Genomic DNA, 21,787 nt, shown 5'->3' on the forward strand with positions numbered 1-21,787 from the left:
ATGGCGAACGAATCGTGGAGGAAGAACATGTCCGCGCCGAACGAGCAGATCGTTGACGCACTGCGCGCCTCGCTGAAGGAGAACGTCCGCCTCCAGCAGGAGAACGCCGCCCTCGCCGCGGCCGCCGCGGAGCCCGTCGCGATCGTCTCCATGGCCTGCCGCTACGCCGGCGGGATCCGCGGCCCGGAGGACTTCTGGCGCGTGGTGTCGGACGGCGCCGACGTCTACACCGGTTTCCCCGCCGACCGCGGCTGGGACGTCGAGGGCCTCTACCACCCGGACCCCGACAACCCCGGGACGACGTACGTGCGGGAGGGCGCCTTCCTGCAGGACGCGGCCCGGTTCGACGCCGGCTTTTTCGGCATCTCGCCGCGTGAGGCGCTGGCCATGGACCCGCAGCAGCGGCAGCTCCTGGAAGTGTCCTGGGAGACCCTCGAACGCGCGGGCATCGACCCGCATTCGGTGCGCGGCAGCGACATCGGCGTCTACGCCGGGGTCGTGCACCAGGACTACGCCCCGGACCTCAGCGGCTTTGAGGGCTTCATGAGCTTGGAGCGCGCCCTGGGCACCGCGGGCGGTGTCGCCTCCGGGCGGGTCGCCTACACGCTCGGCCTGGAAGGCCCCGCCGTCACGGTCGACACCATGTGCTCGTCGTCGCTGGTGGCGATTCACCTTGCCGCGCAAGCCCTTCGCCGTGGCGAGTGCTCGATGGCCCTGGCCGGTGGCTCGACCGTGATGGCGACGCCCGGCGGGTTCGTCGGCTTCGCGCGGCAGCGGGCGCTGGCCTTCGACGGGCGCTGCAAGTCCTACGCCGCGGCCGCCGACGGCTCCGGCTGGGCCGAGGGTGTCGGCGTCCTGCTGCTGGAGAAGCTCTCCGTGGCTCGTGAGCGTGGGCACCAGGTCCTCGCCGTCATCCGGGGCAGCGCGGTCAACCAGGACGGTGCTTCGAACGGCCTCACGGCGCCGAACGGCCCCGCGCAGCAGCGGGTCATCCGCAAGGCCCTCACGAGCGCCGGGCTCTCACCGTCCGATGTGGACACCGTGGAGGGGCACGGCACCGGCACGGTCCTCGGCGACCCGATCGAGGTCCAGGCCCTGCTGGCCACCTACGGCCAGGGCCGGGACCGGCCGTTGTGGCTGGGCTCGGTCAAGTCCGTCGTCGGCCACACGCAGGCGGCGTCCGGCGTGGCCGGGGTGATCAAGATGGTCCAGTCGCTGCGGCACGGGCAGCTCCCCGCCACCCAGCACGTCGACGCGCCGACACCGCAGGTCGACTGGTCGGCCGGCTCGATCGAGCTGCTGACCGAGGGCCGCGAGTGGCCGCGCAACGGCCACCCGCGCCGCGGCGCGATCTCCGCGTTCGGCGCCAGCGGCACCAACGCGCACATGATCCTGGAGGAAGCCCCCGAAGACCTCGTGAGTGGTATTGAGGGTTCTAACCCTAAATACCACTCACGACCGGGTGTGGTGCCGCTGGTCGTGTCGGCGGCCACCGCCGCTTCGCTGGCCGCCCAGGCCGGGCGGCTGGCGGAGGTCGGTGACGTCTCCCTGGCGGACATGGCCGGGACGCTCGTGTCCGGCCGCGCGATGCTCAGCGAGCGCGCGGTCGTCGTGGCCGGTTCGCACGAAGAGGCCGTGACCGGGCTGCAGGCGCTGGCCCGTGGCGAAAGCGCGCCCGGCCTGCTCACCGGCCGCGGCTCGGGCGCCCCGGGCAAGGTCGTCTGGGTGTTCCCGGGGCAGGGGACGCAGTGGGCCGGGATGGGCCGCGAGCTCCTCGAATCCTCGGCGGTGTTCGCCGCGCGGATCGCCGAGTGCGAGGCCGCGCTCGGGCGGTGGGTCGACTGGTCGCTGACCGACGTCCTGCGCGGCGACGCCGACCTGCTGCACCGGGTCGACGTCGTGCAGCCCGCGAGCTTCGCCGTGATGGTCGGGCTCGCGGCGGTGTGGGCTTCGCTCGGCGTCGAACCCGAGGCCGTCGTGGGCCACTCGCAAGGCGAGATCGCGGCCGCCTGCGTGTCGGGCGCGCTGTCCCTGGACGACGCGGCGAAGGTGGTTGCGTTGCGCAGCCAGGCGATCGCCGCCTCGCTGGCCGGCCGCGGCGGCATGGCCTCGGTCGCGTTGAGCGAAGAAGACGCGGCCGCGCGGATCGAGGCGTGGGCGGGCCGCGTGGAGGTCGCGGCCGTCAACGGGCCGACGTCCGTGGTCATCGCCGGGGACGCCGAGGCCCTGGACGAAGCCCTCGACGCGCTCGACGACCAAGGCGTCCGGATCCGGCGGGTGGCGGTGGACTACGCCTCCCACACCCGGCACGTCGAAGCCGCGCGTGACGCACTGGCCGAGATGCTCGGCGGGATCCGCGCGCAGGCCCCGGAAGTGCCGTTCTACTCGACCGTCACCGGCGAGTGGGTGGAAGACGCCGGCGTCCTCGACGGCGGCTACTGGTACCGCAACCTGCGTCGGCAGGTCCGGTTCGGCCCGGCCGTGGCCGAGCTGATCGAGCAGGGCCACCGGGTGTTCGTCGAGGTCAGCGCCCACCCCGTGCTGGTCCAGCCGATCAACGAGCTCGTCGACGACGCCGTGGTGACCGGGACGCTGCGGCGCGAGGAGGGTGGCCTCCGTCGGCTGCTGGCCTCCGCGGCCGAGCTGTTCGTGCGCGGCGTGACCGTGGACTGGACCGGCCTGCTGCCGCCGTTCCGGCGCGTCGAGCTGCCGACGTACGCCTTCGACCACCAGCACTACTGGCTGCAGCTGGGCGGGTCCGCGACCGACGCCGGGTCGCTCGGCCTGGTCGGCGCCGACCACCCGCTGCTCGGCGCGGTCGTTCCGCTGCCGCAGTCCGACGGCCTGGTCTTCACCTCGCGGCTGTCGCTGAAGACGCACCCGTGGCTGGCCGGGCACGCGATCGGCGGGGTCGTGCTCATCCCCGGCACGGTGTACGTCGACCTCGCGCTGCGCGCCGGGGACGAGCTCGGCTTCGGCGTCCTCGAGGAGCTCGTCATCGAGGCGCCGCTGGTGCTGGGCGAGCGCGGCGGGGTCCGCGTGCAGGTCGCGGTGAGCGGGCCGAACGAAACCGGCTCGCGCGCGGTGGACGTCTTCTCCATGCGGGAAGACGGCGACGACTGGATCCGGCACGCGACCGGCCTGCTCGGCTCGTCGACGTCCGGGGAACCGGACCGCTTCGACTTCGCCGCCTGGCCGCCCGCCGGGGCGGAGCCGATCGACGTCGAAACCTTCTACGCCGACCTCACCGAGCGCGGCTACGCCTACAGCGGCGCGTTCCAGGGCATGCGGGCGGTCTGGCGCCGCGGCGACGAGGTCTTCGCCGAGGTCGCGCTGCCCGACGACTTCCAGGACGACGCCGGCAAGTTCGGCCTCCACCCCGCGCTGCTGGACGCGGCCTTGCACACCAACGCCTTCGCCAACCCCGGCGACGACCGCAACGTGCTGCCGTTCGCCTGGAACGGCCTGGTCCTGCACACCGTCGGCGCCTCGGCGCTGCGGGTGCGGGTCGCGCCAGGCGGGCCGGACGCGCTGATGTTCCAGGCCGCCGACGAGACCGGTGGCCTGGTCGTCACCATGGACTCGCTGGTGTCCCGCGAGGTCTCGGCCGCGCAGCTGGAGACGGCGGCGGGCGAGGAACGCGACTCGCTGTTCCAGGTCGACTGGGTCGAACTGCCCGCGGCCGAAAGCGTGGCCACGGACCACGTCGAGGTGCTCGAAGCCGTCGGCGGGGAGCCGCTGGAGCTGACCAGCCGGGTCCTGGAGTCCGTGCAGACGTTCTTGGCCGACGCGGCCGAGGAAGTCCGGCTGGTCGTGGTGACCCGCGGCGCGGTCCGCGAGGTGACCGACCCGGCCGGGGCCGCCGTGTGGGGCCTGGTGCGAGCGGCCCAGGCGGAGAACCCGGGCCGGATCGTCTTGGCGGACACCGACGGTGACCTGCCGCTGGGTGCTCTGCTGGGCAGTGGTGAGCCGCAGATCGCCGTGCGCGGTGGTGCTTTCTCCGTCCCGCGGCTGGCCCGTGCCACCGGCGAAGCGGCGGACGGGGTGTTCAGTCCGGAAGGGACGGTGCTGCTCACCGGCGGCACCGGCTCCCTGGGTGGGATCGTTGCCCGGCACCTGGTCGCCCGGCACGGCGTCCGGCGCCTGGTGCTCGCGAGTCGTCGAGGCGTGGCCGCGGACGACCTCCTCGCGGAACTGGCCGAGCAGGGCGCGACGGTGTCCGTGGTGGCCTGCGACGTCTCCGACCGCGAGCAGGTGGCCGCGCTGCTGGCCGACCACCGCCCGACCGGCATCGTGCACCTGGCGGGCGTGCTCGACGACGGCGTCATCGGGGCACTGACCCGGGAGCGGCTGGCCGGGGTGTTCGCGCCCAAGGTCGACGCCGTTCAGCACCTCGACGAACTGACCCGGGACAGCGATCTCGACGCGTTCGTCGTGTTCTCGTCCGCGGCCGCGCTCATGGGCTCGGCCGGCCAGGGCAACTACGCGGCGGCCAACGCCTTCCTCGACGGCCTGATGGCCGCCCGGCGCGCGGCGGGCCTGCCGGGCGTGTCGCTGGCGTGGGGCCTGTGGGAGCAGGCCGACGGCCTGACCGCCCACCTCAGCGCCACCGACCAGGCCCGGATGAGCCGCGGCGGCGTGCTGGCCATGACGCCCGCCGAGGCCCTCGACATCTTCGACATCGGCCTGCACGCCGAGCAGGCGCTGCTGGTGCCGATCAAGCTCGACTTGAAGACCTTGCGCAGCGCCGGGGAAGTCCCGCACCTGCTGCGCGGCCTGATCCGCGCGAGCCGCCGGGTCACCCGGACGGCCGCCGCGAGCGGCGCGGGCGGCCTGGTCGGCAAGCTCGCCGGACGGCCCGCCGAAGAGCAGGAAGGCGTCCTGCTGGGCATCGTCCAGGCCGAGGCAGCCGCGGTGCTCGGCTTCACCGCCCCCGAGCTGGCCCAGGGCACCAAGGGGTTCAGCGACCTCGGCTTCGATTCGCTGACCGCGGTCGAACTCCGCAACCGGCTCAGCGCGGCGACGGGCGTCAAGCTGCCCGCCACGCTCGTCTTCGACTACCCGACACCGGTGGCGCTCGCCCGCCACCTGCGCGAGGAGCTGGGCGAGACGGTCGCGGGCGCGGCGGCCACGCCGGTGACCACCAAAGCGGACGCGGACGAGCCGATCGCCATCGTCGGCATGGCCTGCCGCCTGCCCGGTGGCGTGCTGAGCCCGGACGACCTGTGGCGGATGGTCGCCGAAGGCCGCGACGGCATGTCGGCCTTCCCCGAGGACCGCGGCTGGGACCTCGACGGCCTGTTCGACTCCGACCCGGAACGCCCGGGCACGGCGTACATCCGCCAGGGCGGCTTCCTGCACGAAGCCGCGCTGTTCGACCCAGGCTTCTTCGGCATCTCGCCGCGGGAAGCCCTGGCCATGGACCCGCAGCAGCGGCTGCTGCTCGAAGCGTCCTGGGAAGCCCTGGAGCGCGCGGGCATCGACCCGACGAAGGCTCGCGGTGACGCTGTCGGCGTCTTCTCCGGCGTCTCCATCCACGACTACCTCGAGTCCCTGAGCAACATGCCCGCGGAACTCGAAGGGTTCGTCACCACGGCCACCGCGGGCAGCGTGGCCTCGGGCCGGGTGTCCTACACCTTCGGGTTCGAGGGCCCGGCGGTCACCGTGGACACGGCGTGCTCGTCGTCGCTCGTGGCGATCCACCTGGCCGCGCAAGCACTCCGGCAGGGCGAATGCACGATGGCCCTGGCCGGCGGTGTCGCCGTGATGGGCTCGCCGATCGGCGTGATCGGTATGTCGCGGCAGCGCGGCATGGCCGAGGACGGCCGGGTCAAGGCGTTCGCCGACGGCGCGGACGGGACCGTCCTGTCCGAGGGTGTCGGCATCGTCGTCCTCGAACGGCTTTCGGTGGCCCGCGAACGCGGGCACAAGGTGCTCGCCGTGCTGCGCGGCAGCGCGGTCAACCAGGACGGCGCGTCCAACGGCCTGACCGCCCCGAACGGTCCTTCGCAGCAGCGGGTGATCCGCAGTGCGCTGGCGGCCGCCGGACTGGCACCGTCCGAAGTAGACGCCGTCGAGGCGCACGGCACCGGCACCGCGCTCGGTGACCCGATCGAGGCCCAGGCGCTGCTGGCCACCTACGGCAAGAACCGTGAGACGCCGTTGTGGCTGGGTTCGCTGAAGTCGAACATCGGCCACACCCAGGCCGCCGCGGGCGTGGCCGCCGTGATCAAGATGGTCCAGGCGCTGCGGCACGACGCCCTGCCGCCGACCCTCCACGCCCAGGAACCCACCAAGCAGGTGGACTGGTCCGCGGGCGCGGTCGAGCTGCTGACCGAGGGCCGCGAGTGGGCCCGCAACGGCCACCCGCGCCGGGCCGGCGTCTCGTCGTTCGGCATCAGCGGCACCAACGCGCACCTGATCCTCGAAGAGGCACCCGCCGACGACACCGCCGAGACGGACGTGCCCGGCGGCGTGGTGCCCGTGGTGGTCTCCGCGCGCAGTGCCGGTTCCCTCGCGGGCCAGGCCGGGCGGCTGGCGGACTTCCTCGACGAGGACGTCTCGCTGACCCGCGTGGCGGGCGCCCTGCTGTCGACCCGGGCGACGCTGACCGACCGGGCCGTCGTCATGGCCGGCTCCGCCGAGGAGGCCCGCGCGGGACTGACCGCGCTGGCTCGCGGCGAGAGCGCGCCCGGGCTGGTGACCGGCACCGCCGGGATGCCGGGCAAGGTCGTGTGGGTGTTCCCGGGCCAGGGCACGCAGTGGGCCGGCATGGGCCGGGAGCTCCTGGAAGCGTCCTCGGTGTTCGCCGCGCGGATCGCCGAGTGCGCGGCCGCGCTGGAGCCGTGGATCGACTGGTCCCTACTGGACGTCCTGCGTGGCGAGGGTGACCTGGATCGGGTCGAGGTGCTGCAGCCGGCGTGTTTCGCGGTGATGGTGGGCTTGGCCGCGGTCTGGGAGTCCGTGGGGGTGCGGCCGGACGCCGTCGTGGGGCACTCGCAGGGCGAGATCGCCGCGGCCTGTGTGTCGGGTGCGCTGTCGCTGACCGACGCGGCGAAGGTGGTTGCGTTGCGGAGCCAGGCGATCGCGGCGGAGCTGTCCGGTCGCGGGGGCATGGCGTCGGTGCAGCTGGGCCGCGACGAGGTGGCTGCCCGGCTCGCGCCGTGGGAGGGGCGCGTCGAGATCGCTGCGGTGAATGGGCCGTCGTCGGTGGTGATTGCGGGTGACGCTGAGGCGCTCGCCGAGGCTGTCGAAGTTCTCGGCGGTCGGCGGGTGGCGGTGGATTACGCGTCTCACACCCGGCATGTGGAAGACATCGAGGGCACGCTCGCCGAGACCTTGGCCGGGATCGAGGCGCAGGCGCCGGTGGTGCCGTTCTTCTCGACGGTCACGGGTGAGTGGATCACCGAAGCCGGGGTCGTGGACGGGGGCTACTGGTACCGGAACCTGCGTAACCAGGTCCGCTTCGGCTCGGCGGTGGAGACATTGATCGAGCAGGGGCATGGCGTGTTCGTCGAGGTCAGTGCCCACCCGGTGCTGGTGCAGTCGATCAGCGAACTCGCCGACGCCGTCGGGACACTGCGGCGGGAAGACGGTGGCCTGCGGCGGCTGCTGACTTCGATGGCGGAGCTGTTCGTCCGCGGGATCGAGGTCGACTGGGCGGCGCTGGTGCCGCCCGCGCGCGTGGACCTGCCGACGTATGCCTTCGACCACCAGCACTTCTGGCTGAGCCCGCCCGCCGCGGCCGACGCGCCCGCGCTCGGCCTGGCCGGGGCCGACCACCCGCTGCTGGGGGCGGTCGTGGCGCTGCCGCAGTCCGGCGGCCTGGTCTTCACCTCGCGGCTTTCCGTGCGGACGCACCCGTGGCTGGCCGACGGTATCCCCACTGCCGTGCTGGTGGAGCTGGCCGTGCGGGCCGGGGACGAAGCCGGGTGCCCGGTCGTCGACGACTTGACCGTCGAATCTCCGCTGGTCCTGCCCGAGAGCGGCGGCTTGCGCGTGCAGGTCGTGCTCGTCGAGCGCACGGTCGAGGTGTATTCGCAGCGCGAAGGCGACGAAGACTGGACCCGGAACGCCATCGGGCACCTCTCGGCCACGGCTCCGGCGCACGAGCCGTTCGACTTCACCGCCTGGCCGCCGGCCGGCGCGCAGCAGGTCGACGGCCTTTGGCGGCGTGGCGAGGAGATCTTCGCCGAGGTGTCCTCGGCCGAGGACACCGGCGCGTTCGGCATCCACCCGGCGCTGCTGGACGCGGCCCTGCAGCCGGTCCTCGCGGACGGCGAGCAGCCGGCGGAGTGGCACGGCCTGGTCCTGCACGCCGCGGGCGCCTCGGCGCTGCGGGTGCGGCTGGTGCCCGGCGTGTCCTTCGAAGCGGCCGACGAAACGGGTGGCCTGGTCGTCACCGCCGGTCCGGTGGTGGGCCGGGAACTCTCGGCCGGGCGGACCCGCGCCGGCTCGCTGTACCGGGTCGACTGGACCGAAGTGTCCATTGCGGACAGTGCGGTACCGGAGCAGGTCGAGGTGCTCGAAGCCTTCGGCGGGGAGCCCCTGGACCTGACCGCCCGGGTGCTGGAGGCCGTGCAGAGGTTCCTCGCCGACGCGGCGGAAGACGCCCGGCTGGTCGTGGTGACCCGCGGCGCGGTCCGCGAGGTGACCGACCCCGCCGGGGCCGCGGTGTGGGGTCTGGTCCGGGCCGCGCAGGCGGAAAACCCCGGCCGCATCTTCCTGATCGACACCGATGGCGAGCTCCCGGACCTGGCGAATCACGAGCCGGAGATCGCGGTGCGCGGCGGCAGGTACTTCGCGCCCCGCCTCGCCCGCGCGGAGCAGAGCGGGGAGGCGGTGTTCCGCCCGGACGGCACCGTGTTGATCTCGGGCGCCGGTGCGCTCGGCGGCCTGGTGGCCCGCCGCCTGGTCGAACGTCACGGCGTGCGGAAGCTCGTCCTGGCTTCGCGGCGCGGCCGGGACGCCGATGGCGTGGCCGACCTGGTGGCCGAGCTGGCCGCGGACGTGTCCGTCGTCGCCTGTGACGTCTCCGACCGCGCTCAGGTGGCGGCGCTGCTCGATGAGCACCGGCCGACCGCCGTGGTGCACACCGCCGGCGTCCTCGACGCGGGTGTCATCGGGACGCTGGACCGCGAGCGGCTCGCCAGGGTGTTCGCCCCGAAGGTCGACGCGGTCCGGCACCTGGACGAACTCACCCGCGACCGGGAGCTCGACGCGTTCGTCGTCTATTCCTCGGTTTCCGCCGTGTTCATGGGCGCGGGCAGCGGCAGCTACGCCGCCGCGAACGCCTTCCTGGACGGCTTGATGGCGAATCGCCGGGCGGCGGGCCTGCCCGGCCTCTCGCTGGCGTGGGGCCTGTGGGAGCAGAGCACCGGCATGGCGGCCGGCACCGACGAGGCCACCCGCGCCCGGATGAGCCGCCGCGGCGGCCTGCAGATCATGACGCAGGCCGAGGGCATGGACCTGTTCGACGCCGCCCTCGGCTCGAGCGAGTCGCTGCTGGTGCCCGCCAAGCTGGACCTCCGCGCCGGCGGGACCGTACCGCACCTGCTGCGCGGCCTGGTCCGGGCCGGGCGAGCGCAGGCCCGCACAGCGTCTACTGTGGACGGCGGGCTGGCCGGACGGCTGGCCGGGCTCGCCCCGGCCGACCAGCTCACCCTGCTCCTGGACCTGGTCCGGGCGCAGGTGGCGGCCGTGCTCGGGCACGCCGACGCGAGCGCCGTCCGCGTGGACACCGCGTTCAAGGACGCCGGCTTCGACTCGCTGACCGCGGTCGAGCTGCGCAACCGGATGCGGACCGCCACCGGGCTGAAGCTGCCCGCGACGCTGGTCTTCGACTACCCGAACCCCCAGGCCCTGGCCAAGTTCCTGCGCGAGGAACTCGGCGGCGCGGCGGAGACGCCGGTGGTCACGACGGCCGCGAAGGCCGACCTCGACGAGCCGATCGCCATCGTCGGCATGGCCTGCCGCCTGCCGGGCGGCGTCGCCGGGCCCGAGGACCTCTGGCGGCTCGTCGCCGAAGGCCGGGACGCGGTGTCGGAGTTCCCCACCGACCGCGGCTGGGACATCGACAGCATGTACGACCCGGACCCGGCCACCCCCGGCAAGACCTACACCCGGCACGGCGGATTCCTGCACGAAGCCGGGCTCTTCGACGCGGGCTTCTTCGGGATCTCGCCGCGCGAGGCCGTCGCCATGGACCCGCAGCAGCGGCTGCTGCTGGAGACGTCCTGGGAGGCGATGGAAGACGCGGGCGTCGACCCGCTTTCGTTGCAGGGCAACGACGTCGGCGTGTTCACCGGCATGTTCGGCCAGGGCTATGTCGCGCCCGGCGACAGCGTCGTCACCCCGGAGCTGGAGGGCTTCGCGGGCACCGGCGGGTCGTCGAGCGTGGCCTCCGGCCGCGTGTCGTACGTGTTCGGCTTCGAAGGCCCGGCGGTGACGATCGACTCGGCGTGCTCGTCGTCGCTGGTCGCGATGCACCTGGCCGCCCAGTCGCTGCGGCAGGGCGAGTGCTCGATGGCCCTGGCCGGCGGTGCGACCGTGATGGCGAACCCCGGCGCGTTCGTGGAGTTCTCCCGCCAGCGCGGCCTCGCTGTCGACGGGCGCTGCAAGGCCTTCGCCGCCGCGGCCGACGGCACCGGCTGGGCCGAAGGCGTCGGCGTGCTCGTGCTGGAGCGGCTGTCGGTCGCCCGCGAACGCGGCCACCGGATCCTGGCCGTGCTGCGGGGCAGCGCGGTCAACCAGGACGGCGCTTCGAACGGCCTGACCGCCCCGAACGGGCCGTCGCAGCAGCGGGTGATCCGGCGGGCACTGGTGAGTGCCGGGCTGGCACCGTCCGATGTGGACGCCGTCGAGGCGCACGGCACCGGGACCACGCTGGGCGACCCGATCGAGGCGCAGGCCCTGCTGGCCACCTACGGCAAGGACCGTGAGACGCCGTTGTGGCTCGGCTCGCTGAAGTCGAACATCGGCCACGCGCAGGCCGCCGCGGGGGTCGCGGGTGTGATCAAGATGGTCCAGGCACTGCGCCACGAAGTCTTGCCTCCGACGCTGCACGTCGACAAACCGACTCCCGAGGTCGACTGGTCCGCCGGCGCGGTCTCGCTGTTGACCGAGGCGCGGGAGTGGCCGCGCAACGGCCGCCCGCGCCGGGCCGGGGTGTCCGCGTTCGGCGTCAGCGGCACCAACGCGCACCTGATCCTGGAAGAGGCCCCGCCACAAGACCTCGTGAGTGGTAATTCGGGTTCTAACCCTAATTACCACTCACGACCGGCCGGGGTGCCGCTCGTGGTGACCGCGCGGAGCACGGCTTCCCTGGCCGGGCAGGCCGGGCGGCTCGCCTCGCTGGTCGAGGGTGACGTCCCGCTGGCGGGCGTCGCCCGGGCGCTGGTGACCGACCGGGCCGCGCTGACCGAGCGCGCGGTCGTCGTCGCGGGTTCTCGCGAAGAGGCCACGACGGGCCTGGAAGCGTTGGCTCGCGGGGAGGACACGGCCGCCGTGGTGAGCGGCCGGGCGGGTTCGCCGGGCAAGCTCGCCTGGGTCTTCCCGGGCCAGGGCTCGCAGTGGGTGGGCATGGGTCGGGAGCTCCTCGAAGCGTCGCCGGTGTTCGCCGCGCGGGTCGCCGAATGCGCGGCCGCGCTGGAACCGTGGGTCGACTGGTCGCTGCTGGACGTGCTGCGCGGCGAAGGTGACTTGGACCGCGTCGACGTCGTGCAGCCCGCGAGCTTCGCCGTGATGGTCGGCCTGGCCGCGGTGTGGCAGTCCGCGGGGGTGCGGCCGGACGCCGTCGTCGGCCACTCCCAGGGCGAGATCGCCGCGGCTTGCGTGTCGGGCGCGTTGTCGCTGCAGGACGCGGCCAAGGTGGTCGCGTTGCGCAGCCAGGCGATCGCTTCCCGGCTGGCCGGCCGTGGCGGCATGGCCTCGGTCGCGTTGAGCGAAGAAGACGCGACCGCGTGGCTGGCGCCCTGGGCCGACCGGGTCCAGGTGGCCGCGGTCAACAGCCCCACCTCCGTGGTGATCGCCGGGGAAGCCGGGGCCCTCGACGAGGTCGTCGAAGCGTTGTCCGGTCAGGAAATCCGCGTCCGGCGGGTGGCCGTGGACTACGGGTCCCACACCAACCAGGTCGAAGCCATCGAGGACCTCCTCGCCGAAACCCTGGCCGGGATCGAGGCGCAGGCACCGGCGGTGCCGTTCTTCTCCACGCTCACCGGCGACTGGATCACCGAAGCCGGGGTCGTCGACGGCGGCTACTGGTACCGGAACCTGCGCAACCGGGTCGGGTTCGGTCCGGCGGTGGCGGAGCTCGTCCGCCAGGGCCACGGCGTGTTCGTCGAGGTCAGCGCGCACCCGGTGCTGGTCCAGCCGCTCAGTGAACTCAGCGACGACGTCGTCGTGACCGGGTCGCTGCGGCGCGATGACGGTGGCCTCCGCCGCCTGCTGACCTCGATGGCCGAGCTGTTCGTGCGGGGTGTCCCGCTCGACTGGACCGCGGTCCTGCCGCACACGGGCCGGGTCGACCTGCCCAAGTACGCCTTCGAGCACCGGCACTACTGGCTGCGGCCCGCCGGGTCCGCGACCGACGCGGCCTCGCTGGGCCAGGCGGCCGCCGACCACCCGCTGCTGGGCGCGGTCGTCGAGCTGCCGCAGTCCGATGGCCTGGTGTTCACGTCGCGGCTGTCCGTCCGGACGCACCCGTGGCTCGCCGACCACGCGGTCGGCGGCGTGGTGATCCTGCCGGGCTCGGGGCTGGCCGAACTGGTCGTGCGGGCCGGCGACGAAGCCGGCTGCACCGCCCTCGACGAGCTGATCATCGAGGCGCCGCTGGTCGTACCCGCCGAAGGCGCGGTCCGCGTCCAGGTCGCGCTGAGCGGCCCGGACGAGACCGGCTCGCGCACGGTGGACGTCTACTCCCGGCGTGACGGCGGCACGTGGACGCGCCATGCCACCGGCGCGCTGTCGACGGCCCCGGGCCAGGACACCGCCTTCGACTTCCAGGCCTGGCCGCCCGCGGACGCCGAGCGCGTCGACGTCGAGACGTTCTACACCGACCTCGCCGACCGCGGGTACGGCTACGGACCGGCGTTCCAGGGCCTGCGGGCGGCGTGGCGGCGTGACGGCGACGTCTTCGCCGAAGTCGCCCTGCCCGAGGACCTGCGCAAGGACGCGGGCCGGTTCGGCGTCCACCCGGCGCTGCTCGACGCGGCTTTGCAGGCCGCCACGGTCGGCGGCGAACCCGGCGAGCCGGTGCTCGCGTTCGCGTGGAACGGCCTGGTCGTGCACGCCGCGGGCGCGTCGGCGCTGCGAGTCCGGCTCGCGCCGAGTGGCTCGGACGCGCTGTCGGTCGAGGCCGCCGACGAGACCGGCGGCCTGGTCTTGACCATGGACTCGCTGGTGTCCCGGCCGGTCTCGGCCGAGCAACTGGGCGCCGCGGGCCAAGACGCGATGTTCCGCGTCGACTGGACCGAATTCCCCCTGGGCGGGGAGACGGCCACCGCGGAGGACACGGAGGTGCTGGAGGTGGCCGCGGGCGGCTCCCCGCTGGCGGCGACCACGCGGGTCCTGGAGAAGCTCCAGGCGTGGTTGGCGGAACCCGAAGCGGACCGCTTGGTCGTCGTCACGCGCGGGGCCGTGCCCGCCGGGGGCGACCACACGCTGACCGACCCGGCCGCGGCCGCGGTGTGGGGCCTGGTCCGGTCCGCGCAGGCGGAGCACCCGGACCGGTTCGTCCTGCTCGACAACGACGGCGAGATCCCGCTGGGCGCGGTACTGGCCTCCGGTGAGCCGCAGCTCGCGGTCCGCGGCACGACCTGCCACGTGCCCCGGCTCGCCCGCGCCACCCGGATCGCGGACGCGCCCGCCGCGTTCGACCCGGACGGGACCGTCCTGATCTCGGGCGCGGGATCGCTGGGCACCCTCGTCGCCCGGCACCTGGTCGCCCGGCACGGCGTGCGGAAACTGGTCTTGGCCAGCAGGCAGGGAGCGGACGCCGAGGGCGCGAAGGACCTGGTCGCCGACCTGGCCGACGCGGACGTGTCCTTCGTGGCCTGTGACGTCTCCGACCGCGACCAGGTGGCCGCGCTGGTCGCGGGCCTGCCGGACCTGACCGGGGTGGTGCACACCGCAGGCGTCTTCGAGGACGGCGTGATCGAGGCGCTGAAGCCGGATCAGCTCGCGAACGTGTACGCGGCCAAGGTCGACGCGGTCCGCCACCTCGACGAACTGACCCGAGACCGGGACCTCGGCGCGTTCGTCGTGTTCTCGTCCGTCGCGGGCGTGCTGGGCGGCGGCGGCCAAGGCCCGTACGCGGCGGCGAACGCCTACCTGGACGCGGCGATGGCTCGTCGCCGGGCGGCGGGCCTGCCGGGCCTCTCCCTGGCCTGGGGCCTCTGGGAACGCAGCGCCGGCATGGCCGCCCACCTCAGCGAGGTCGACCACGCACGGGCGAGCCGCAACGGCGTCCTGGAACTGACCCGGGAAGAGGGCCTGGCGCTGTTCGACCTCGGGCTGCGGATGGCCGAGCCGCTGCTCGTGCCGATCAAGCTCGACCTGGCGGCGATGCGGGCGGCCACGGTACCGGTCCTGTTCCGCGGCCTGGTGCGGCCGGCCCGGAGCCAGGCCCGCTCGGTGTCCACTGTGGACCGCGGGCTGGCCGGGCTCGCCCCGGCCGAGCGGGAGGCGGCGCTGGTCGAGCTGGTGCGCGGGCAGGTCGCGGTCGTGCTCGGGTACGACGGGCCGGAGGCGGTCCGCCCGGACACCGCGTTCAAGGACACCGGGTTCGACTCGCTGACGTCGGTGGAGCTGCGCAACCGGCTGCGCGAGGCGACCGGGCTCAAGCTGCCCGCGACCCTGGTCTTCGACTACCCGAACCCCTTGGCGGTGGCGCGTTTCCTCGGCGCCCGGCTGGTCCCGGAGAGCAACGGGAACGGCCACCACGACGACGACCGGCTGCGGCACGTGCTGGCGTCCGCCGCGACCGAAGAGCCGTCGATCGCCGATCTCGGTGTCGACGACCTCGTGCAACTGGCTTTCGGCGACGAGTGATTGGGGCGAGTGGTGAGTGCGTCGTATGAAAAGGTCGTCGAGGCGCTGCGGAAGTCCCTCGAGGAAGTCGGCACGCTGAAGAAGCGGGTCGACGCCGCCCGCGAGCCGATCGCGATCGTCGGCATGGCCTGCCGGCTGCCCGGGGGCGTCGCCGGACCGGACGACCTGTGGCGGCTGGTGGCCGAGGGCGGCGACGCCGTGTCGGGATTCCCCGCCGACCGCGGCTGGGACCTGGAGAACCTGTTCGACCCGGACCCGGACCACGCGGGCACGTCGTACACCGACAAGGGCGGCTTCCTCCACGACGCGGCCCTGTTCGACCCCGGCTTCTTCGGGATCTCGCCGCGCGAGGCCCTGGCCATGGACCCGCAGCAGCGGCTGCTCCTGGAAGCGTCCTGGGAAGCACTGGAAGGCGTCGGCCTCGACCCGACGTCGTTGCAGGGCACCGACGTCGGCGTGTTCACCGGCGCCGGCGGCTCGAGCTACGGCGGCGGGCTCGCCGGGCCGGAGATGCAGAGCTTCGCGGGTACCGGGCTGGCGTCGAGCGTGGCGTCGGGCCGGGTGTCCTACGTCTTCGGGTTCGAGGGCCCGGCCGTCACGATCGACACCGCGTGCTCCTCGTCACTGGTGGCGATGCACCTCGCCGCGCAGGCCCTGCGGCAGGGCGACTGCTCGATGGCCCTCGCGAGCGGTGCGATGGTGATGTCGGGCCCCGACTCGTTCGTCGTCTTCTCCCGGCAGCGCGGGCTGGCCACCGACGGCCGGTGCAAGGCGTTCGCCTCGGGTGCCGACGGCATGGTGCTCGCCGAAGGCATCAGCGTCGTCGTGCTGGAACGGCTGTCGGTCGCCCGGCAGCGCGGGCACCACGTCCTGGCCGTCCTGCGGGGCAGTGCGGTCAACCAGGACGGCGCGTCCAACGGCCTCACCGCCCCGAACGGGCCGTCGCAGCAGCGCGTCATCCGTGCCGCGCTGGCCGACGCCGGACTCGGACCGTCCGATGTGGACCTCGTCGAGGCGCACGGGACCGGGACGAGCCTCGGCGATCCGATCGAGGCGCAGGCGCTGCTGGCCACCTACGGGCAGGAGCGGGAAACGCCGTTGTGGCTCGGCTCGCTGAAGTCGAACATCGGGCACACCCAGGCGGCCGCGGGCGTGGCGAGCGTGATCAAGGTCGTCCAGGCGCTGCGGCACGGCGTCATGCCGCCGACCCTGCACGTCGACGAGCCCACCGCGCAGGTCGACTGGTCCGAAGGCGCGGTCTCGTTGTTGACGGAAGCCCGGGACTGGCCGCGCGGCTCGCGGCCACGCCGGGCCGGGGTGTCGTCGTTCGGCGTCAGCGGCACGAACGTGCACCTGATCATCGAAGAAGCGCCCGAGGAGCCCGCGGTCGCGGTGCCGTCGTCCCCGGACGTCGTCCCCCTGGTGGTTTCCGCGCGCAGCACCGGATCCCTGGCCGGGCAGGCCGAACGGCTGACCGGGGTGGACGTGCCCCTGGGGCAGCTCGCCGGGGCGCTGGTGTCCGGGCGTGCGGTGCTCGAGGAACGCGCGGTCGTCGTGGCCGGTTCGGACGAGGAAGCCCGCGCGGGCCTCGGTGCCCTGGCCCGCGGTGAGGCAGCGCCCGGTGTCATGACCGGGACGGCGGGCAAGCCGGGCAAGGTCGTCTGGGTGTTCCCGGGACAGGGGACGCAGTGGGCCGGCATGGGCCGGGAGCTCCTGGATTCCTCGCCGGTGTTCGCCGAGCGGATCAAGGAGTGCGCGGCCGCGCTGGACCAGTGGACCGACTGGTCGCTGCTCGACGTCTTGAGCGGTGACGGCGACCTGGACCGCGTCGACGTGCTGCAGCCCGCCTGCTTCGCGGTGATGGTGGGGCTGGCCGCGGTCTGGGAGTCCGTGGGGGTGCGTCCGGACGCGGTGCTTGGGCACTCGCAGGGCGAGATCGCGGCCGCCTGCGTGTCGGGTGCGTTGTCGCTGACCGACGCGGCGAAGGTGGTCGCGTTGCGGAGCCAGGCGATCGCGGCGCAGTTGTCGGGCCGCGGCGGGATGGCGTCGGTGCAGCTGGGCCACGACGAGGTGGCTGCCCGGCTCGCGCCGTGGGAGGGCCGTGTCGAGATCGCTGCGGTGAATGGGCTGTCGTCGGTGGTGATTGCGGGTGACGCTGAGGCGCTCACTGAGGCTGTCGAGGCTCTCGGCGGTCGGCGGGTGGCGGTGGATTACGCGTCCCACACCCGGCACGTCGAGGACATCCGCGACACCCTGGCCGAGACTCTGGCCGGGATCGAGGCGCAGGCACCCGTGGTGCCGTTCTTCTCGACAGTCACTGGCGATTGGGTGCAGGACGGTGTCCTGGACGGCGGCTACTGGTACCGGAACCTGCGTAACCAGGTCGGGTTCGGCTCGGCCGTCGAGGCGTTGATCGAGCAGGGCCACGGCGTGTTCGTCGAGGTCAGTGCCCACCCGGTGCTGGTGCAGCCGATCAGCGAACTCGCCGACGCCGTTGGGACACTGCGGCGGGACGATGGTGGCCTGCGGCGGCTGCTGACTTCGATGGCGGAGCTGTTCGTCCGCGGGATCGAGGTCGACTGGGCGGCGCTGGTGCCGCCCGCCCGGGTGGACCTGCCGACGTATGCCTTCGACCACCAGCACTTCTGGCTCAGCCCGCCCGCCGCGGCCGACGCGCCCGCGCTCGGCCTGGCCGGCGCGGACCACCCGCTGCTGGGCGCGATGGTGCCGCTGCCGCAGTCCGGCGGCCTGGTGTTCACTTCGCGGCTGTCGCTGCGGACGCACCCGTGGCTGGCCGACCACACGATCGGCGGGGTGGTGCTCTTCCCCGGCACCGGTCTGGTCGAGCTGGCCGTGCGGGCCGGTGACGAAGCCGGTTGCCCGGTCCTGGACGAACTCGTCACCGAGGCGCCGCTCGTCGTGCCCGCCCAGGGAGTGAACGTCCAGGTCACGGTGAGCGGACCGGACCAGAACGGCTCCCGCACGGTCGACATCCACTCCCGGCGCGACGACGGGTGGACGCGGCACGCGACCGGCACGGTCTCGGCGACGCCGGCCACCGGCGGCAAGTTCGACTTCACCGCGTGGCCGCCGCCGGAGGCGCAGCGCGTCGGGATCGGGGACTTCTACGAGGACCTCGCCGAACGCGGATACGCCTACGGGCCGGTGTTCCAGGGCGTGCGGGCGGTGTGGCAACGCGGTGACGACGTGTTCGCCGAGGTCGCCCTGCCCGACGACCGGCGTGACGACGCCGCCCGGTTCGGCCTGCACCCCGCCTTGCTCGACGCGGCCCTGCAGACCGGGACGATCGCCGCGGCCGCGTCCGGGCCGCCCGGGAAGTCCGTGATGCCGTTCTCGTGGAACCGGCTGGCGCTGCACGCCGCCGGAGCTGCGGGCCTGCGGGTCCGGGTCGCCCCCGGCGGTCCGGACGCGCTGACCGTCGAGGCCGCCGACGAGACCGGCACCCCGGTGCTCAGCATGGACTCGCTGATCCTGCGCGAGGTCGCTCTCGACCGGCTCGACACCGCCCGCACCAGCTCGCTGTACCGGGTGGACTGGACCGAACTGCCCACTGTGGACAGTGCGGCGGCGGTGGACGACGTCGAGGTGCTGGAAGCGGTCGGCGGAGAGCCCCTGGAACTGACCGCCCGAGTGCTGGAAGCCGTGCAGAAGTTCGTTGCCGAGGCGGCGGAAGACGCCCGGCTGGTCGTGGTGACCCGCGGCGCCGTGCGCGAGGTGACCGACCCGCCCGGGGCCGCGGTGTGGGGTCTGGTCCGGGCCGCGCAGGCGGAGAACCCGGACCGGCTGATCCTGTTCGACACCGACGGCGAGGTCCCGCTGGACGCCGTGCTGGCGACCGGCGAGCCACAGCTCGCGTTGCGCGGCACGACGTTCTCGGTGCCCCGGCTCGCCCGCGTCACCGAACCGGCGGAGGCACCCCTGACCTTCCGTCCGGAAGGGACGGTCCTCGTCTCCGGTGGCGGGACACTGGGTGCGCTGGCCGCCCGCACGCTGGTCACTCGGCACGGCGTCCGGCGCCTGGTCCTGGCCAGCCGGCGCGGGCCGGACGCCGAGGGCGTCGAAGACCTCGTCACCGAGCTGACCGGGCACGGCGCGTCCGTGTCGGTGGTGGCCTGCGACGTCTCCGACCGCGACCAGGTGGCCGCGCTGCTCGAGCGCCACCCGGTAACCGCGGTCGTGCACACGGCGGGCGTGTTCGACGCCGGTGTCACCGGCGCACTGACCCGGGACCGGCTGGCCAAGGTGTTCGCCCCCAAGGTCGACGCGGTCCGCCACCTCGACGAGCTGACCGGAGACCTCGACGCGTTCATCGGCTACTCGTCCGCCTCCTCGATCTTCATGGGCGCGGGCAGCGGCGGCTACGCGGCGGCCAACGCCTTCCTCGACGGCCTAATGGCCGCCCGCCGAGCCGCCGGCCTGCCCGGGCTTTCGCTGGCCTGGGGCCCGTGGGAGCAGCTCACCGGCATGGCGGACACCATCGACGACCTCACCCTGGCCCGGATGAGCCGCCGCGAGGGCCGCGGCGGCGTCCGGGCGCTCGGGTCCGCCGAGGGCATGGAGCTGTTCGACGCCGCCCTGTCCGCCGGCGAGGCGCTGCTGGTGCCGATCGAGCTCGACCTGCGTGAAGTGCGGGCCGACGCGGCCGGCGGCGGCACCGTGCCGCCCCTGCTGCGCGGCCTGGTCCGGGCGGGACGGCAGGCGGCGCGCACGGCACCGGGCGACGGCGGTGGCCTGGCCGCCAAGCTGGCCGGGCGCACCGTGGCCGAACAGGAAGCGCTGCTGCTCGACGTCGTCCGGGGGCAGGTCGCCGTCGTGCTCGGGCACGCCGACAGCTCCGGCGTCCGCGCCGACGCCGCGTTCAAGGACGCCGGCTTCGACTCGCTGACGTCGGTCGAGCTGCGCAACCGGCTGCGCGAGACGACGGGCCTGAAACTGCCCGCCACGCTGGTTTTCGACCACCCGAACCCCCTGGCGCTGGCCCGGCACCTGCGGACGGAACTCGCCGTCGAGGAAGCGTCCCCGGCCGACGCGGTGCTGGCCGGGCTCGCCGGGTTGGAGGCCGTCATCGCGGCCGCCCCGGACGGCGACCGGATCGCCGTCCGGCTGCGGGAACTGCTCAAGGCCGCCGAAGCCCGGCCGGGCACCTCCGACGATCTCGAAACGGCCAGCGACGAGGAGCTCTTCGCCCTCGTCGACGGGCTCGACTGAAAAGCAAGCACGTGAGACACCTGGGAGTTGAGTTCAGTGGCTGACGAGGGACAGCTCCGCGATTACCTCAAGCGGGCCATCGCCGACGCCCGCGACGCCCGCACGCGGCTGCGCGAGGCCGAAGAGCAGGCGCGGGAGCCGATCGCCATCGTCGCCATGGCGTGCCGGTACCCGGGCGGGGTGGCCTCGCCCGAGGACCTGTGGCGGCTGGTGGCCGACGGGACCGACGCCGTCACCGCGTTCCCCGGCGACCGCGGCTGGGACGTCGACGGGCTCGTCGACCCGGACCCCGACCGCCCGGGCACGACCTACACCGACCAGGGCGGGTTCCTCCACGACGCCGGGCTCTTCGACGCGGGCTTCTTCGGGATCTCGCCGCGCGAGGCGGTCGCGATGGACCCGCAGCAGCGGCTGCTGCTGGAGACGTCGTGGGAGGCCATCGAGCGCACCGGCACCGACCCGCTTTCGCTGAAGGGCAGCGACGTCGGCGTGTTCACCGGCGTCGCGAGCATGGGCTACGGCGCCGGCGGCGGGGTGGTCGCACCGGAGCTGGAGGGCTTCGTCGGCACCGGCGCGGCGCCGTGCATCGCGTCAGGCCGGGTGTCGTACGTCCTCGGCTTCGAAGGCCCGGCGGTCACCGTCGACACCGGGTGCTCGTCTTCGCTGGTGGCGATGCACCTCGCCGCGCAGGCGCTGCGGCGCGGCGAGTGCTCGATGGCACTGGCCGGCGGCGCGATGGTGATGGCGCAGCCGGGCTCGTTCGTGTCCTTCTCCCGGCAGCGCGGGCTCGCCCGGGACGGGCGCTGCAAGGCCTTCGCGGACAGCGCCGACGGGATGGGGCTGGCCGAGGGCGTCGGCGTCATCGCGCTGGAACGGCTGTCGGTCGCCCGCGAGCGCGGGCATCGCGTGCTGGCCGTGTTGCGCGGCATCGCGGTGAATCAGGACGGCGCTTCGAACGGCCTGACCGCGCCCAACGGCCCGTCCCAGCAGCGGGTGATCCGCGCCGCCCTCGCCGAAGCCGGGCTTTCACCGTCCGATGTGGACGCCGTCGAAGGCCACGGCACCGGCACGACGCTGGGCGACCCGATCGAGGCGCAGGCCCTGCTGGCCACCTACGGCAAGGACCGCGAGACGCCGTTGTGGCTCGGGTCGATCAAGTCCAACATCGGGCACACCCAAGCCGCGGCGGGCGTGGCGAGTGTCATCAAGATGGTCGAGGCGCTGCGGCACGGCGTGCTGCCCCCGACCCTGCACGTCGACCAGCCGTCGTCCGAGGTCGACTGGTCGGCCGGCGCGGTTTCGCTGCTGACCGAGGCGCGGGAGTGGCCGCGCGACGGCCGTCCGCGCCGGGCCGGGGTCTCGTCGTTCGGCATCAGCGGGACCAACGCGCACCTCATTCTGGAGGAAGCGCCCGAGGAAGGTCTGCCGCGGCTTGTCGTGAGTGGTAATTCGGGTTCTAACCCGAATTACCACTCACGACCGGCTGTGGTGCCGATCGTGGTGTCGGCAC

General features: G+C 73.7%; 3 protein-coding genes. All 3 read left to right on the forward strand.

Going from position 1 to position 21,787, the window contains the following annotated elements; genetic code table 11:
* Nucleotides 1-27 precede the first annotated feature (27 nt).
* Complete coding sequence (locus tag ACWED2_RS20655; RefSeq protein WP_449692086.1) at nucleotides 28-15,048, forward strand: SDR family NAD(P)-dependent oxidoreductase; 15,021 nt, start codon at nucleotides 28-30, stop codon at nucleotides 15,046-15,048.
* A gap of 9 nt (nucleotides 15,049-15,057) precedes the next feature.
* Nucleotides 15,058-20,277: a beta-ketoacyl synthase N-terminal-like domain-containing protein gene (locus tag ACWED2_RS20660; protein WP_449692087.1), complete on the forward strand. Its 5,220-nt coding sequence runs from the start codon at nucleotides 15,058-15,060 to the stop codon at nucleotides 20,275-20,277.
* A 36-nt stretch (nucleotides 20,278-20,313) separates the two neighbouring features.
* Nucleotides 20,314-21,787, forward strand: a 1,474-nt coding sequence (locus ACWED2_RS20665) for a type I polyketide synthase (protein ID WP_449692089.1), incomplete at its 3' end; no start/stop codon positions are given.

It is taken from the genome of Amycolatopsis sp. NPDC005003 (genome assembly GCF_053600695.1).

Bases quoted from the DNA above. Each gene is read 5' to 3' on its own strand.
- ACWED2_RS20655 (WP_449692086.1), top strand. From the start codon at position 28: ATGTCCGCGCCGAACGAGCAGATCGTTGACGCACTGCGCGCCTCGCTG.